Source organism: Fibrobacter sp., assembly GCF_045131395.1.
Taxonomy (GTDB): Bacteria; Fibrobacterota; Fibrobacteria; order Fibrobacterales; family Fibrobacteraceae; genus Fibrobacter.
Map to the genome: position 1 here is coordinate 12,743 of NZ_JBGUQY010000019.1, position 15,443 is coordinate 28,185.

Consider the following 15,443-nt stretch of genomic DNA (forward strand, 5'->3'; position numbering starts at 1 on the left):
CTAGTAGACGATTATAAAGTCTTTCAGCTTGCCGCTATTTTCGACTCTAAAACGATACACTCCCGGAACCATGAGTGACTTGACTTCGGCTTCGTCCATACAGTGGGTGTGGTATTCGTATTTGATTTTCTTGACCAGGTTTCCGCGACGGTTTCGGATTTCGATGTAGTCCTTGTCGCGGGGAAGAGGGGTAAAGCAGAGGGCACCGTTCCGCCAGGGAGTGGGGTAGGCTCGCAGTGTAGAGTCCTTGAAGAAGGTGGGGATGACTTCTTCTTCGTTAAAACGGCTGAAAACCCAAAGGATGGAATCTACGCCGGATTCCCTAAGAAATTCAGTGCGGGCTGAATCGATGCTGTTGGATGACGGCAAAAAACGGATGGAATAGGCATCGGGTTTAATTGCGATGGCCGTAGCTTTTCCAACGAAATTGGATATGTCAGGAGTCCCGTTTGCATAATAGTAGTAGGCAGTATTATCGAGGGCGGTCGGTTCAAAAGTCTCTTTTTGGAGCTTTATCTGGAATTCAGGCCAACGGGGTTGATCACTGGTAATCCAGAAGGTTGAATCTGCTAGGGCACTTCTGTCACCCGTAAAAGAAAGCCTGATGGCAAAATCGTGGAACAGGGAATCTGCGGAAAGCCCCTGGCTTTTGGCGACCTGCTCCAGTTGGTATTGGAAAGTCTTGGTCGGAGCTTTTGCGAAATTTTCCCAAATAAGTTTGTTGGTGTTGTGGCTGACATGGTTATGCAGGTATAAAAAGAATATGCCCGCTCCATAGGGCTTGTCCAGATTCTTGTAGGGAAAGCCCACATTTTGAGCCATTTTAGGCAGATAGGTGAAGTAGTCGTCTATATCGGGTACGGCGATTTCTTCAACACCGGATGCCGATGCCTCGAACCAGAAGTTGTATTGCGGCATCTGGCTGGAATAGCGGAATTGAACGGCATGGTACAATTCGTGCGCCGTAGTGACGCGAATTGCCTGGGCGAATTTCTTTGCGTATGAATAATTGTAGGTGTCGTTGGTGAATTCCTCAGTTGCACGGGGGTAAGTGCAGACCTTGTCATTGAAAGTCACGGTATCGACAATGAAACTGACTTCGGGTACGTGCTTGAAGTCGTTCTCCATCAGCATTTCGCTTTCTTCGTTATCAAAGGGGATTGTAAGCCCGAAACATGTGCGACATTGAGAGTCCATTACGGCATTGTAATTCTGTAGAAGGTATATGTCTATGACTTCTACGGGGTAGAGGCCTTTTTTTACCATTTTTTCATAATGGAAGGTTTGTTGGCTTCCCTTGGGTTGGCGCATTCCCGACTTGTTTACGTGAAAATCCCAGGCGTATTCAAGGGCTTTTTCCAAGGAATCGATGTGTTCTAAGGTTGTCTTGTGGGGGCCTTTTAAGGTATAGAAGATTTCGAAATGCTTTGTGGTACGGGAATAGACGCTATCGTAGTAATCTTTAGGGGTGCAGCCATCACTGGTTGTACGTGCGTAAGCTTTGGCAGAAGTAAGCATCTGCTTGACGCTTTTGTGATTGCTGTTTAAGTAATTTAATACCTGTGCCGTGCCGCAGGTGTGTTCCGCAAAGGCCGGCATTGCAATGCTCAAAAAAAGCGCTAATGATAAAAAAGTAACGATTCTCATTGAACTCCCCCAAAAATATGTTCTTCCTCTAGAATCTTCTGTACACGGTTGCGGATGTCCTCGGGTATGGTAAGGGCCTTTTGATGATGGGGCTTGATGCGGGCGTCTACAATTAGAGGCGCTTCGCAACCCCAGTGCTTTTCGTGAATTTGGGCGTGATAGCCAAAAACATCCTTGGCCGGGTCAGATCGGGTAAAGGTTAGCCACAAGAAATCCCGAAGGTTGCCGCAGTCCAAAGAAGAATCCAGTGCGGGGGCCGAATCCACAATCGAAATCCAGGGGTAATTCTCGCGGAATTCCCAGTGGGCGAGAGTGTCTTCGATTTGGGCCATATAGGCGTCGCGCTCGCTATCGTCAAAGGCGGGGCCTTGTAAGACGAGAACGCCCGGCATCGGGATTTTGGCTGCAGTGATTCCCGGAATCTGAAGTGTTTGCAAGTCTTTTGGATTATTGCGGAGTTCCCGCTTCTTGGTGCCCGCGGCGGCAAGGGTCAGCTTGGAACCGTGATTTAGCTTGGAGCCTGTATAGTCCAGCGTATCGATGCTGGTGCTCGTTTCAAAATGCAAGTCGCGGCTAAAGTCGATGCGTTCCAGCACATGGCCGAAGAATCCGGCCACATCGTTCACGTCGAGTTTCTTTGCGGGCTGTTCGTCTTCTGCGGCGGCAATCAAAAGGTACTTGGTGAGGCTCGCCTGATTGAATCCGAGGATGGCGTTTGCGGTCTTGAGCAATTCCAACGGCTCCCGGTCTTCGGGCTTGGCGTAGGGCCTAAAGCGTTCGTGGGCGAGCGCCAGGCAAAGGGGGTGTACTCCGGCGTCATCGACGGCATGGAGCGCCACCAGTCCCGGAATCGATGCCGGAACCATGGGCTTTGTAATCTGGTGAATGAAGCCCCCGAACAGGGTGTCTTCTTGCGGCGGGCGCCCTACCACCGTAAAGGGATAGATGGCGTTTTTCTTGCACAAGACTTTTTTGACTTTCAGGAACGGGAAGGGGTGCCTATCGGAATAGTAGCCGATGTGGTCACCGAAGGGACCTTCCGGCTTCAAATCCGGCTGGAGTTCGCCCAGAATGCAAAAATCCGCATCGTTTGAAACCAGGTAGCCTTCGTGGATGAAATAGCGGAAACGTCTTCCGCCCAGCATGCCTGCAAACAGGAGCTCGCTCAAGTTTTCGGGCATGGGCATGACGGCCGCAACCGTTTGCGCGGGCGTGCCACCGATAAAGATGCTTACCTTGAGCGGGCGGCCTTCTTCAATGGCCTTCTGGTGGTGCCTGGCGATGTCGCGCTTGATTTGATAATGGAGCCCGCATTCGTCGCTGGCGTATTCATTGCCCGAAATCTGGATGCGGTACATGCCCACGTTGGTGGTCATGACCGAGGCGTTCTCGGCGGGGCGGGTGGCCACTTGCGGGAGCGTAACGAAGGCACCGCCATCTTGTGGCCAGCAGACCAACTGCGGCAAGTCCGAAAGCTTGCATTCTTTAAAATCCTTGATGCTACCGCACTTTTTCGGGAGCGAATGCAGGCCTGTGCGGGCGGCCCTCAAAAGCTTGGCGGGGGAGGCGTGCTTGAAGAATTCTACCGGATTCGACTTGAAAAGGACTGCGGTCTGCGTTCCTTTCAGGGTGTCGCGGAACAGGTAATCGAGCCTTTCTTGAGAGCCGAAAATATTGCAGGCTGCCCTAAAGGGGCTTCCTTTGACATGTTCGAATAGAATGGCAGGGCCATTTTTTTCAAAAACTTGGCGCGCGATTTCAGGCATTTCCAGGTATGGATCCACTTCACGCTGTATGCGTTTGAGCATGCCTGCTCGTTCAAGATCCAGCAGTGCCTGTTCCAAGTTTTTGTACATGGATATCTCGCTGCTATCCGGCGGTAGCGGATTGGTCGATAGCGTTGAACCCTTGGGTCTGTTTCTTGCTTTCGATAGCGGCCAGGGCTTCGCGGGTGTCCTTGCGGCTGGCGATAGCGTAAACAACGGATGCGTTGTCCATTACCTTTGCGAAGGCTTCTTCCGGAAATTCGTTGAATCCCTGGAACGAGAATTCGTCGTAGCAGGCGGTCAAATTGCCTTCATCCGTAAACATGTGGCTCGCATTAAAACCGCGGAACGGTCCCTTGTCGAGACGGACCATGATTTTCCCGTTGTTGATGGCACTGATGCGGCCTGTCCAAGTAATCTTGCGGAAACCCACCATTACGGTGTAACGGACGGTTTCTCCAGCTTCAATAGACTGGGGCAACGTGTAATGAACAACGGGTGCTTTTCCGATAGTCACGTTCATGGGCGCATAGCGCATGGTCTCCAGCATATTCGCCAGAGTATATTCCTGCCATGAAGTTTGACTGTATTGAACCATATTCAATAATTTAGCAAAAGAATATTCAATTGGAGTGCGTTTTAAAAATAAATTACGCTTTTTATCGCACTTCGTTAAAATTCAAAATCGACTGCGCGACGTTCGGTCACGACCTTCTTGACAAAGGAAACGATTGCTAAATGTTCAGGATGGTTCTGGTAAATGTCGAGAGCTGCCTTGGTGTGGAAGGTGGTGTCCAGTGCGATATCGTATTCCACGTCTCCGTTACCCAGTTCGGCCTTGTTGAAGTTCAAACCAGATTCAATGCTCAGGAGTCCAGGAATCTTTCCTGCCAAGGCGTGGAAAGCGTCGACCATCTTCTGGCCGTTTTCTTTTGCTGTAGCACCTTCGGCTTCGCTCTTCAATTTCCAAAAAACAATGTGACGGATCATGAGTTCCTCTTTTGGTTATAAATTTGTTTGTACAGGTCCAATTGCCGCTTGAAGCAATCGTTCCAACTGAATTTTTCGGCATAGGTTCGGGCGTTGGCTTTCTTTTGGCTCAAGTCCGAACGGTAAAGTTCTACAATGGCTTCTGCCAGTGCTTCGGGGGTGCGCTTTCTCAAGAGGACCCCTGCGCCAGAGTTCTGCACATGTTCGGCGGCTGCACCTGTGCTGGCTCCAATCTGGGCATTTCCGCAGGCCATGCTTTCCAGAATCGAAAGGCCGAAGGTTTCCCAACCCGAAAGGGCGAGGCCCAGGTCAACGCTGGCGTAATGCCTGGCCATTTCGTCAATAGACGAAATGAAGCCGGCGTACTGAATGTGGGAATGCTTCTGTACGGCTTCTTCTACTTGGGGCAAGTACGGGCCAGTGCCTGCAAAAACAAGGGCCGGTTCGCATCCAAGCTTTTCTGCAATCAGCGGGTAGGCGCCCAGCAAAAGCTCGATTCCCTTCTCTTCGCAAAAGCGGTGCGGGAAAAAGATGGTAAGGCGTTCCGGCCTTCCGGCCTTCAGCTGCAGAACCAGTTTCTCGTCTCGCTTTTCGGGCGAAAACATCTGGATGTCGCAACCCAGCGGAATCCAGTGGGATTTCGGCAGGTGATTCTTTTCGAGTCGTTTCAGGACTTCGTCGCAAGAAACCTGGATGCCGTCAAAAAGCTTGAATTCCTGGCGGGCGTACCAGAAGGCGACTTTCTTGGCCAGAATGCCCAGCGTGCGGCCAAACTTATTCGTGACAGGGCGCTGCACGTAGGTGATGGGGAAGTCTGCATGCCAAAAGCTCAGAAGTATTGCGTCCGGTACAACCTTCTTGGCTATGTGGCGTACCACAGTGGGCAAAATGTAGGGCGAACCGACTTCGATCACTTGGGGCTTGTACTTTTCTAGCACGGGCCTAATCTGCGAAGGCCTCCACATAAAGCGGTATTCCCACTTGCCCGGGAACCGATACGCTTCCACATGCTCGATAATGAGACCTTTGCTCTTTTGCTCGGTGTAAGTCTTGGAGTCCGGCATCACGAAAACAGACAGAACATCTTCCTGATTTTCGTAAAATGCCATCTTTTGCAAATGGTATCGGCGAACGCCTCCGCCAGAAGGGCTCCAGAAATTATTGAAATCAACGACAGTGAACATTAAATTCGCTCGATTTCTTCTTGCATGCGGTTTGAAAGCGGGTCGATAGAAAGAGTGCCCTGGTACAGCTGGTTGTTACCCAAACGCTTGGAATCAACGGTCAGGGACATGTTGCCGCCCTTGGAATCCAGCCAGTAAATGGCGTCAGAATCACGTAGGTAGGCACGCGGTCCCACCAGACCCTCTTCGGAATCGATAAGCTCACCGCCCAAGAACAGCGGTATGTCCAGAGCCTTGTATAGGTCAAGAATCACCGAGGAGCGCCTTTCGTGAATGTCCGAAAGATCCGCATGGTCCGAAACCTTCAAATGGTCGATACCGTCAATGATAACGACAAGATTGCGGTGTTCCTTCACTTCTTCTTTCAGGTTCTGGAGCAGTACGATGTTGTCGAAATTGTTTTGGTCGTCCCAAATTTCCAGGCGGTTGTTGCGTACGTAAGCCATCAAGTCGCGTGTGGCTTCCAGAATTTTCTGGTTCACGGATTCGTCTACGCTTTGCTTGCGGACGGTCAGCACCGATTCGCCAATGAGCATGGCCACAAGTCTGTCAAAGATTTGGCGACGAGGCGTTTCAAGGGCGATGTAAATCAACTTGAGGTTGGGATTGCTCTGGACCAAATCCAGGGCGAGACTCGAAAGGAGTGTCGTCTTCAGACCGAAGGGCTTGGAAGATACATAGAAACAACCGGACTGGATACCGTCGATTTCTTGCGTCAGTTTCGGGAAGGTGTTGAGGGCGTAACCCACGCTGACATCGGGCGGGCAACCCATGGCCGTATCGAAGTTTTCCTTGATGTCTTGCAACAGCATGGAACGACGGTGGGTATGTACCGTATCTTCTCCGGTATTTTGTACCAGGGAAATCAACTGGTCAGCTCCGTTCTTGCGAACCACCAGGTCCACGGTTTCTTCTTTCGGAAGGACGATAGACTTGAATTTCAAGTTCAGGCGTTCCGCCATTTTCAGGTATTTCTGAATGCGGAATTCCTGTTCGCGACGGTCTTGTTCCCGTCTGAGAATGACGGTGACAGATTCTGCGCCGCAAGCCTTTAACTTGTACAGATGGCTCAGGGAGAGCTCCTGGTACATGGTGGAGACCACGCCCGGTATGCCGGCAAGGTCTGCGGTCAGGGCGTCAAAGAAGCCTTCCACAATAATGGGCTTTGTCACGTCGGACTGGATATTGAACGGAATATCGCTGGGGCCCGAGGCGTAAGAAACGTAGGTGTGCGGTCCGTCGGATTCGTCAATCAGACGGCCATAAACGGAATGAATCAATCCCTTGGAATTTCGGGCAGGGATTGTAATGCGGGGCTCGTGGTAGGCGTCCAGGTTGTCCAGATAGAAACTAATCTGGTGGCGCTCGATGCCCGACATCATGCAGAAGCTGACAAAGGGTTCCGGGTCGCCGCTATAATAACCGATGCCGTACAGTTGGGCCTGTCCTATGCTCCAACCTCGGGATGCCAGAAAGTCTGCCGAAGAGGGACTCTTGCAGGCGGCCCAATGGCAGTAACGCACAAAGTTCTCCAGGACCTTGTTCTTTTCTCCGCCGATTTCTTTTATCCAGGGGTGTTCTTCTTGCAGTTCGTGTTCCTGTTCAAGGGTCCCTAAGAAGTTGACGGCTTCGGCCCTGGCGGCCGGTTCTTCCATGCCGTTAAAACGGCTGCGCATTACAAATTCGACTAAATCGCCTTCGCTTCCGCACTGCAGACAGCGGTAGCGCCAATAACCCAAGGCGTCGTAAAAGAATAACGAGGTTTCTTCGGGAGAATGAAACGGACAGCATGCAATCAGGTTACGACCCCAGCGACTTAATGGGATTCCCAGCTGTCGCGGATGGGTCTTGGCTCGCATGACAATTCCAGCATGTTCTTGATCGATAATCATTGGAAGCCTCTCTTTTATACACTAAAAATCTAGTTATTTCTGTTGCGCGGGAGTACAGAAATTTATTTTTACTGCATGATTGTCCTTGGTATAGATCCTGGGTCCATTACGACCGGCTACGCATTTATCGAAGTGGGCTCTACGAAGCCTAAAGTATTGGAATACGGTACTTTACATGCGCCAGCAAGTCACGCTCTTGAAGATCGTTTGCTCCATATTGTGTCGGAACTGGAAAAATTGCTGGACAAGTACAAGCCGGAATCTTTTGGAATGGAAGGGATCTTTTTTGCCAAGAATGCCAAGAGTGCCTTGGTGCTTGGGCACATTCGCGGTGCGGTCCTGGTGGCGTGCCGTAAGCGGGGAATGACCTATTCGGAATATAGCCCCCGTGTGGTAAAACAGGCTGTTACCGGAGACGGTAATGCATCCAAGGAACAGGTGGCGAATATGATTTTTGCCCGTCTCGGGATCCAGGGCGGAGACTTGCCGCTGGATGCTTCGGACGCCTTGGCTATTGCCTGGACGCATGCCAATCCGTCTCCTTTAAGCGAAGCCGTGACAAAGGCTATCGGTAAAAAGAAAGTGGTCCGCAAAAAGAAGGCCACAACCAAGCAATGGCTAGATTTGATTGAAAAGATGGGAGGGCATGTTTGATGGATTGTTATGGGCTTCGTGGTGTAGACAGCCTTGATTTTGTTAAGGTTGACGGCTACATTGTTGATAAATTAATTCTTGAAGATTACGACAAATTAAAAGAATCGTTGGCAATGTCAGGCTTTGCGCTCCGCATCGAGTCGGCATATCGCCCCTTTGAGCGGCAACTTTCCATTTGGAATCGCAAGGCCAGCGGTGAACTGAAACTTCTTTCTGCCGAAGGACTCCCCATGGAGCGCCCGAGCGACGAAGAAGAACTGATGTATGCGATTTTAACTTGGTCGGCGCTCCCTGGTGCAAGCCGTCACCATTTGGGGACCGATTTGGATGTGGTTGACGGGAACGCTTGCCCTGCCGGCTACGAGGTGGAACTCACACCTGCCGAATGTGACGGCATGTTCCGCCCCTTCCACGAGAAATTGACCGAACTGATGGGGGCGGGGGAGTCCTTCGGCTTCCAGCGGGTATTCGTGCCTGGCCGTGGCCGGATTCAACCAGAGATGTGGCATGTTGCGCACTTGCCCACATCTCGAAGATATCTGGAAAGTTTCTCGCTTAAGGGACTTCGTGCTCTTTATGAGAAAACGGACATTGCCTGCAAATCCGCCTTGCTGGACAATCTTGAAAGTCTTGCCCACGATTACATCTATCCCTATTTTGTGTAAGATGCGTTCCACCCTTTCACAGATTTTTACAGAATATGGTTGCTCCGTCTTGGGGGCGCCGCTTCGTTATATTCCCTGCACGGGGCGATGCCGTCTTTTGGTGATAGCCGGTATTCATGGCGAAGAACCGGAAACCACCTTTCTGCTGAGTCGCGTGTTGCGGGCGTTTGAAAAGCCTTTTGAATCGGTGGCCTTCGTCTTGTGCGCCAATCCAGACGGCATGACTCTTGGAACCCGCGGTAACGCCAACGGGGTAGACCTGAACCGTAATTTCCCGACAGATAACTGGAGCAAGGATCCTGTCAAGGTCCGGTCTGTTTTAGAGGCTCCACGGGACACTTCCCTTTCTGCAGGTGCTGCTCCTGGGAGTGAACCGGAAACGGCAGCCCTTGTCTCGCTGGTTCAAAAGCTTGCTCCTGAAACAGTTCTTTCGATGCATGCCCCTATTGCCTGTGTCGACGCCCCGGTGCGTACGGCCTTGGTCGATTCCTTGTGCGAAGCTTTTGGCGTCCCCTGGCAACCCGATATCGGATACCCTACGCCGGGGAGTCTTGGAACTTGGTGCAAGCAACAAAAAAGTCCAGAGTGCATTACCCTGGAACTTCCTAGAATGTCTTTAGAGGCCTTGTTTGACCGCTACGCCCTTTCCTTTGCGGAATGGCTTAAGAACGTCTAGCGGCGTTCTTCGATCTTGTTCTTTTCGGCGTCTTCAATAATGCTTTTGCGCTGTACGAGTCCGACCGCGAACCCGATGACCAGGTAAGAGCTGCAAAGAATCAGAAGGTATTCCAGAATGAAGGGAACCTTTTCCGAAATAAACAGGAAACCGCAGATATAGGTAATGACTATCAGGATGGCCTGGCCAATATTGAACAGCTGGTTCTTGCGGGGCTGAAGCTTGGGCAAGAACAGCGGGCTTACCATCAGGAGGCCGGTCACGAGCATCACCAGTACGGGGATGATCATCATGGGGCTTTCGGGATTTTCGAACAGGCCGTTGGACTTGAGGTAAACGATCAGGATGGCGTTGATGGCGCCTGCAAAGGTAGACGGAAGACCCGAGAAGTGGTGGTGGTAGACGTCACTATCGCAGGCGTTGTACTTGGCAAGGCGCATGGCTGCACAAAGCACGTAAATCGAGAATGTGACAATCAGGAGAGCGCCGTTGGCCTGGAACCATTCCGGGGACAGGGTCTTGTAGGCAAAGAAAACGGTGAATGCCGGAGCGAGGCCGAAAGCAATCAGGTCGGCAAGGCTATCGAACTGGGCTCCGAACTCGGAACTTGCGTTCACCAGGCGAGCGGCAAATCCGTCCAGCTTATCCAGGAGAACGCTCAAGATAATGAAATAGGCACCAGTGCGGATAGGGTCGGAAGAAGTAAAGGAACTGAATGCGCCGGTCACCCAGCAAATGGCAAAAACGCCCAGAAGAAAGTTCATGCTGGTAAATGCATTCGGCAGAATAAAACGAGACTTACCCATAAGGGCCTCCAATAAGAAGTACGAGTCAAAGATAGATAATTTGGGCCTTAATCGGCGGGCTTAATGCTCCAGAGAGCCTTTACGCCTGCGGCTACTACAAGGCTCTGGGGCGGTGCATAAGGATTTTCTTCGGTGGGGAAGTTTGTCCAATGCTTGGTCGAGAACTGGTAGTACTGCGTGGGGCGGTACATTACCGGAATCACCGGAATAGTTTCCATGAAGATACGGTTCAATTCACGATAAGCTGCCACCAGGTCCTTTTCATTGGTGAGAGCCGGAATCTTCTGTATCAGCTTGTCGGCTTCTTCGTTCTTGTAACGGCCCTGGTTTGCAAAGGCTTCTTCACCGGTTTCCTTGAAGGAAACCAATCCCATCACCTGGTCAAAGCGGTTCCAGGGAGAGGCTGCCGAAAGTTCTGCGGTCTGAGTCTTCATGGCCAAGTCGAAGGTGCCCAGTCTCAGGTTCTTGTCCCATACGCTGTAGTCCACGAATTTCTCTTCGGCGGCAAGTCCGATTTCGTGGAGGGATTCTACGATAACCTTGATGGCGTCTTCCCAGTCGGTCCAGCCTTGCGGGCATTCAATGGTGAAGTTGCGGACGGGCTGTTTTTTCTTGTCGAGGAGTCTTCCGCTTTCGTCCCAGCTGTAACCTGCATCGGTCAAGATGGCTTTTGCCTTTTCGATATCAAAGCTGTAGCCGTACTTGTCGGCATCGTCTTTGTTGAAGAACTTGGATTCAGTACCGAAGGGCAGAATGAAACCCGGCTGAATGACGGGGGTGTAGTTCGAAACGGCGCGGGACTTGATCTTCTCGAAGTTGATGGCGTGCATCATGGCACGGCGGAGGGCCACGTCGTTGAAGGGGGCGTTCTGGTGTGCGATAAGAAGGGTGGTGATAGAGCCGGGAAGGTGATAGGGCTCGTTTCTGCTCCAGGCGCGGATGCTGTCCTTTGCCTTGTCCCAAATGCGGGGGAGGAACACCGACGAAATATCCAGATTGCCCTTGGTCATGGCACTGTTAAAGTGGTTGTTGCCGTTGTATAGGGAATGAATGATGTACTTGGGCGAGGGCTTTTTTCCGCCAAACTTGTAGTTGCCCCAATAGTTGTCGTTACGGACCAATACGATCTGGTCGGGGGAATAGGTCTTGATGTTGTAAGGGCCAGAAACCACCGGCATGGAGTCGTTCTTGAAGGCGGTAATGCGGTTCATATCGTAGTTCTTGCCGGACTTCGCCCCCTGGACAAGGGGCTCAAATACTGCCTTGGGCAAAATGGAAGTTTCCGCAATGGCGTTCAGGATGATTAAGGGATTCTTGTTCTTGCCAAAGTGGAAAGAAATATTGTTGTTGCCGTCATCGGTAATTTCGCTCAAGAATTTCCAGTTGCCGTGACGCGGCGTAGGCAAGATGGAATCGATCTTGAAGGTGTACAGGACATCGGCCACGGTTACGGGGGTGCCGTCGCTCCACTTGGCCTTGGGGTCCAAGTGAACCGTAATCTTGTCTTCGCTGCTGGAATAGCTGTCGGCAAGCATGGGTTCCAGTTCCCCGCTCAGCTGGTTATAGGCAAGCAGGGCTTCATAGGTGATTCGGCAGTTGCCGTCAATGGGGAAGTTGGGATCGTGATCCAGGGGATTGAATGTGGATGGAGGAGCCCAGTCAAAGCCTCCGATGTACAGAGTCTCGCTGCGCTTGTACTCCGATTCGACAGTCTCGGGCGTGGCCTTGTTTTCTTCTTTGCATCCGACAAAGAACAAGGCACCGAGGGCGGTTGCCAGGGTGAACAATTGCTTCGCACGGACTTTAGCAGTGCATCCCAAAGAATTCTTTATATTCCCATAATCCATATCTTAAATTTAGTGTGTTTTTAACAAAAAAACCACCAAATTTTATTTACAAGACTTAAAAAGTACCCGTTTCAAGGGTGTTTTTTTACGTTATAATGAAAATCCGTACAAAAGACGTTTCGGAGACGCGCTGAATAACGTGCGGTTTAATATAAACGGCGTGCCGGCTCCGCCCGGAGTGCTGAACTTTTGTTCCGTTTTTCCGGTTTTTAAGGATATCCCTACAACTTCGTTTCCTTGGTCAAGCCATGCATAACCGTCTTTCACGAAGGGTTTCGGGAAAATGGCGTTCTTGCCGGCGTATTTCCATAGGGGAGCGCCCGCTTCGGAGTAAAGCAGAATAGTCTGATCCGAAAGACCGACGAGGAATTTTCTTTCTCCATGGTCAATAATGATTTGCAATGAAGAAATGGCGTTCTCCATCAAGATCTGAAGAGGTGGGTCTTTCTTTTTCTGGTTGAAAAGGTATAATTTGTTTCCGCTTGCCACGGCCGTAATGGAATCGGTGCTGAGCAGGTGGGAAATCTGTCCGGGAATTTTGCGGGTGGAATTTTCCAGGGTTTGGCCGGCTTCGTCTTCAAGGACCACAAGGTCGCCTTCCAGGTTGCAGACGAAAATCTCCCGGTCTGATTTAGAATGCAGGAAGGGTACCGAGAATACCTTTCTGGACCAGGCCAGTTTATTGTCGGGCCGGAGTATCTTGAGCAGGAATCCGTTCCAAGTGGAAATATAGATGGCGTTTTCGGTAACGTCCATTTTGAAAGCCTTGCCAGGGAGTTGCAAGGTAACGGGGGTGGCATCCTTGTTTAAATCGTAAATGGAAATGTTGTAACCCGATGCGATGGCCAAAGTGTTTTCGTCATTTTCGATAACGGGGCTGTTATCCAGGGCGCCAATGTATTTGGCCCAGCGAATTTCTCCCGATTCGGCATTGATGCAGAACAGTCTGTCTGCAGCGGGGTCAATGGTGTATAGATACTTCTTGCTGCTAAAGAACTGGGGGTAGCGCGTTTTCGGAGAAATGGGAAGCATGGTCACGAATTTGGCTCCGATTGCTTTCCCGTAGCGGCTTAAAATGAGTTGCGTCGCTTGAGGATTGCTGCCGGAAAGTCGTACGGCTTCTGACCAGGCTTTTTGTTTTTCGCGTTCGTTGCCTTTGTTCTGTTCCAGATAAAGGGCCTTAAAGAACCAGCCTTCGGCATTGCCGGGTTCCAGCTTGAACAAGGAATCAAGAATCGGGGGCAGGTCTTCCCATTCTTCATGTTCGGTGACATCTGCTGCCTGTCGTGCAAGAATTTCGGATAGCAGAATCTTTTTGCCGTAGTAATGGGGCGAAAGCGAAACGAGCTTGCGGTCGCCAAAATACAGGTACAGGTTCCCATTGGTGTAGATAGGGGCCTGTTCGATGGGCTTGGCAAAATTGAAATGCCATAGCGGATTCAAGAGGGTGTCTACGGCCGTGATTGCACCTTCGTCAGAAAATAGCCCCAGGGTTCCTTTTGCAAGGGGGTAAATGGACGAGGCGTCACTCCGGATAGCTTTGCGGGTTAAGCCGCTTCTCTTGTCGATAAGCGAAATTCTTCCAGAAGCTTCAAGGAGGGCGATTTCCTTTTCAAAGGAGAAAATGCTTTCGACGTTATTTGCAGAAATTTTCCAAATGGGCGAGGTCCTTTGCTTGGGATAGTAGGCGTAAAGGTAGTTGCCCGATATGAGGTAAAGTGCGCTTTTATCTATCAGGACATTCTTGATGACATCAAACTGGGCGATGGATTTCTTTGTGGATCCGTCTTCGGCCGAAATAAAGTGAAGGGCGTTGTCGGTGCAGTTCAAAACGAATTCGTTAGTCGGTGCAAAGAATCCTTCGGGAACGCAACCGTTGTATTTGTCTTCGATTTGGGTAACGATGCGCTTGTTGTTTAGGATCGAGAGCTGCCGTTCTGTCTGGACGAGGGCTCTGTTGCCTTCGGCCCAGAAGTGGGTAATGCCGGTAATGGGGTAGCTCTTGTTCGGAGTGGTCGCGTACAAGGCCTTGAATACGAGACTGTCCTGGTCGGCGGGCTGGTACCAAATGCCTTGACGGTCTATGTTGAAGATTTGCTGATAGGCGGGGGCCACGGTAATGATGTCGAGGCGGTCGTCCTTGATTTTGCAAATGGAACCGTCGTTCAGCAGCAGGAATGTGGGATTCTTCCCGAAGGTCTTTTGAATCGGAGTCTTTAATTGAATCGGTGCGCGCAGCAGGGCTTCGGGCTTGGTGCTGGTAGCGCTTTCTCGTTCTGAAAGCCAGTAGGCTTTGGCGACTTCGTTGGTTCTGGCAAGGCTTTGCTCGTAGTAAAAGTTTGCGGAAGTCTTGTTGTCAGAAAGTTCCTGGATTTTGCCTAAGTAAAAATATGCTTTTTCCTTGTCGTCTTCGTCGCCTTGCAAGGCGGCGTTTTCGAGCATCTTTATCGCTTCAGAGGTTTCGCCCTTCATTTCGAAGAGGTACAGGGCTTCCTGGATGCTTGTTTCCATTTTTTCGGCAAACGCGAATACGCCGCAAAACCACACAAGCGCTAATGCCGTGCGAATCGTTGTGCAGTAGGAACCTATGTTTAGCCGTTTATCAGTCATTATGCGTCAAATTTGTATCCGGCACCTCTCACCGAAATAATGAATTTGGGATTGTCCAAGTCGTCTTCAATTTTACGACGAAGGTTTGCAATATGGTTGTCGACGGTACGGGTCGAGGGCATATTCTCGTCGGTGTAGCCCCAGATTTCCTTAAGCAAGGTTTCTCGCAAGATGACTTCGCCACGGTGTGCCCAGAAGAATTTCATGATCAGGTATTCGCGGGTGGTCAAGTCCAGGGGGACTCCGCCTTTAGTCGCTTCGAATTTCTTCACGTTGATGCTGATATTTGCAAATTCGAGAACATCGGGAACCGCAATGGTATTGTTGCTGGCCTGGGGCTCGATACGGCGGCGGAATGCCTTGACGCGGGCGAGCAATTCAAGGATCGAGAAGGGCTTGGTCACGTAGTCATCAGCACCCATTTCCAGGCCTGCCACCTTGCTGGTTTCTTCCGTCTTGGCGGTCAGCATGATGATGTAGGTTTCGGGGTGCTTGTTGCGAATGTAACGGCAAACTTCAAAACCGCTTTTCTTGGGAATCATCAAGTCCAAAAGCACCAGGTGGGGCTGGTAGGAATCCGCCTTCGCAATAGCTTCTTCACCATCGCAGGCGGTTTCTACGGTGTAGCCTTCCATTTCGAAATTGTCCTGGAGGCCCAAGCGAATAATTTCTTCGTCTTCTACGATGAGTATTTTGAAGTTCATGG

The 15,443-nt window shown here is 50.8% G+C and carries 13 protein-coding genes; 3 read left to right on the top strand and 10 right to left on the bottom strand.

What is annotated here, in order from left to right:
- The 6 genes from ACJMNB_RS05490 to ACJMNB_RS05515 form a co-directional block, all read right to left on the bottom strand.
- On the bottom strand, positions 1-1,611 hold the full coding sequence (locus ACJMNB_RS05490; RefSeq protein ID WP_405339767.1) for a hypothetical protein: 1,611 nt from the start codon (positions 1,609-1,611) through the stop codon (positions 1-3).
- A 32-nt stretch (positions 1,612-1,643) separates the two neighbouring features.
- The gene (locus ACJMNB_RS05495) at positions 1,644-3,503 is read right to left on the bottom strand and encodes a UbiD family decarboxylase (protein WP_405339769.1); all 1,860 of its coding nucleotides are present in this window, start codon (positions 3,501-3,503) and stop codon (positions 1,644-1,646) included.
- A 13-nt stretch (positions 3,504-3,516) separates the two neighbouring features.
- On the bottom strand, positions 3,517-4,011 hold the full coding sequence (locus ACJMNB_RS05500) for a hypothetical protein (protein ID WP_405339771.1): 495 nt from the start codon (positions 4,009-4,011) through the stop codon (positions 3,517-3,519).
- A 74-nt stretch (positions 4,012-4,085) separates the two neighbouring features.
- On the bottom strand, positions 4,086-4,403 hold the full coding sequence (locus tag ACJMNB_RS05505; RefSeq protein WP_072798675.1) for a Dabb family protein: 318 nt from the start codon (positions 4,401-4,403) through the stop codon (positions 4,086-4,088).
- Positions 4,400-5,587, bottom strand: coding sequence for a glycosyltransferase (locus tag ACJMNB_RS05510; RefSeq protein WP_405339773.1), 1,188 nt, complete (start codon positions 5,585-5,587; stop codon positions 4,400-4,402). Before ACJMNB_RS05510 ends, ACJMNB_RS05505 begins: the two co-directional genes overlap by 4 nt.
- Positions 5,587-7,479 (bottom strand): CHC2 zinc finger domain-containing protein, encoded by a 1,893-nt coding sequence (locus ACJMNB_RS05515; protein WP_405339775.1) that lies wholly within the window; start codon positions 7,477-7,479, stop codon positions 5,587-5,589. Before ACJMNB_RS05515 ends, ACJMNB_RS05510 begins: the two co-directional genes overlap by 1 nt.
- A 75-nt stretch (positions 7,480-7,554) precedes the next feature.
- Between ACJMNB_RS05515 and ruvC the strand changes: the two genes are divergently transcribed.
- The 3 genes from ruvC to mpaA are packed head-to-tail and all read left to right on the top strand — an operon-like array spanning position 7,555 to position 9,474.
- A complete protein-coding gene (ruvC, locus tag ACJMNB_RS05520; protein WP_405339777.1) occupies positions 7,555-8,133 on the top strand; it encodes a crossover junction endodeoxyribonuclease RuvC in 579 nt (192 codons plus the stop codon).
- Positions 8,133-8,798 (top strand): M15 family metallopeptidase, encoded by a 666-nt coding sequence (locus ACJMNB_RS05525; protein ID WP_405339877.1) that lies wholly within the window; start codon positions 8,133-8,135, stop codon positions 8,796-8,798. The genes ruvC and ACJMNB_RS05525 overlap by 1 nt, the downstream gene beginning before the upstream one ends.
- A 1-nt stretch (position 8,799) precedes the next feature.
- A complete protein-coding gene (mpaA, locus tag ACJMNB_RS05530; protein WP_405339779.1) occupies positions 8,800-9,474 on the top strand; it encodes a murein tripeptide amidase MpaA in 675 nt (224 codons plus the stop codon).
- Here the strand turns inward: mpaA and ACJMNB_RS05535 are convergent.
- The 4 genes from ACJMNB_RS05535 to ACJMNB_RS05550 form a co-directional block, all read right to left on the bottom strand.
- Positions 9,471-10,280, bottom strand: coding sequence for a CDP-alcohol phosphatidyltransferase family protein (locus ACJMNB_RS05535; RefSeq protein WP_405339781.1), 810 nt, complete (start codon positions 10,278-10,280; stop codon positions 9,471-9,473). The genes mpaA and ACJMNB_RS05535 overlap by 4 nt on opposite strands.
- A gap of 47 nt (positions 10,281-10,327) precedes the next feature.
- On the bottom strand, positions 10,328-12,127 hold the full coding sequence (locus ACJMNB_RS05540) for an ABC transporter substrate-binding protein (RefSeq protein ID WP_405339783.1): 1,800 nt from the start codon (positions 12,125-12,127) through the stop codon (positions 10,328-10,330).
- Between the two features lie 90 nt (positions 12,128-12,217).
- Positions 12,218-14,737, bottom strand: a complete 2,520-nt coding sequence (locus ACJMNB_RS05545; RefSeq protein ID WP_405339785.1) for a hypothetical protein — start codon at positions 14,735-14,737, stop codon at positions 12,218-12,220.
- Entirely contained in the window at positions 14,737-15,441 is a 705-nt protein-coding gene (locus ACJMNB_RS05550) for a response regulator transcription factor (RefSeq protein WP_405339787.1), read from the bottom strand. The genes ACJMNB_RS05545 and ACJMNB_RS05550 overlap by 1 nt, the downstream gene beginning before the upstream one ends.
- Positions 15,442-15,443 lie beyond the last annotated feature (2 nt).

Bases quoted from the DNA above. Each gene is read 5' to 3' on its own strand.
- ACJMNB_RS05495 (WP_405339769.1), bottom strand. From the start codon at position 3,503: ATGTACAAAAACTTGGAACAGGCACTGCTGGATCTTGAACGAGCAGGC.
- ACJMNB_RS05500 (WP_405339771.1), bottom strand. From the start codon at position 4,011: ATGGTTCAATACAGTCAAACTTCATGGCAGGAATATACTCTGGCGAAT.
- ACJMNB_RS05505 (WP_072798675.1), bottom strand. From the start codon at position 4,403: ATGATCCGTCACATTGTTTTTTGGAAATTGAAGAGCGAAGCCGAAGGT.
- ACJMNB_RS05510 (WP_405339773.1), bottom strand. From the start codon at position 5,587: ATGTTCACTGTCGTTGATTTCAATAATTTCTGGAGCCCTTCTGGCGGA.
- ACJMNB_RS05515 (WP_405339775.1), bottom strand. From the start codon at position 7,479: ATGATTATCGATCAAGAACATGCTGGAATTGTCATGCGAGCCAAGACC.
- ruvC (WP_405339777.1), top strand. From the start codon at position 7,555: ATGATTGTCCTTGGTATAGATCCTGGGTCCATTACGACCGGCTACGCA.
- ACJMNB_RS05525 (WP_405339877.1), top strand. From the start codon at position 8,133: ATGGATTGTTATGGGCTTCGTGGTGTAGACAGCCTTGATTTTGTTAAG.
- mpaA (WP_405339779.1), top strand. From the start codon at position 8,800: ATGCGTTCCACCCTTTCACAGATTTTTACAGAATATGGTTGCTCCGTC.
- ACJMNB_RS05535 (WP_405339781.1), bottom strand. From the start codon at position 10,280: ATGGGTAAGTCTCGTTTTATTCTGCCGAATGCATTTACCAGCATGAAC.
- ACJMNB_RS05540 (WP_405339783.1), bottom strand. From the start codon at position 12,127: ATGGATTATGGGAATATAAAGAATTCTTTGGGATGCACTGCTAAAGTC.
- ACJMNB_RS05545 (WP_405339785.1), bottom strand. From the start codon at position 14,737: ATGACTGATAAACGGCTAAACATAGGTTCCTACTGCACAACGATTCGC.
- ACJMNB_RS05550 (WP_405339787.1), bottom strand. From the start codon at position 15,441: ATGAACTTCAAAATACTCATCGTAGAAGACGAAGAAATTATTCGCTTG.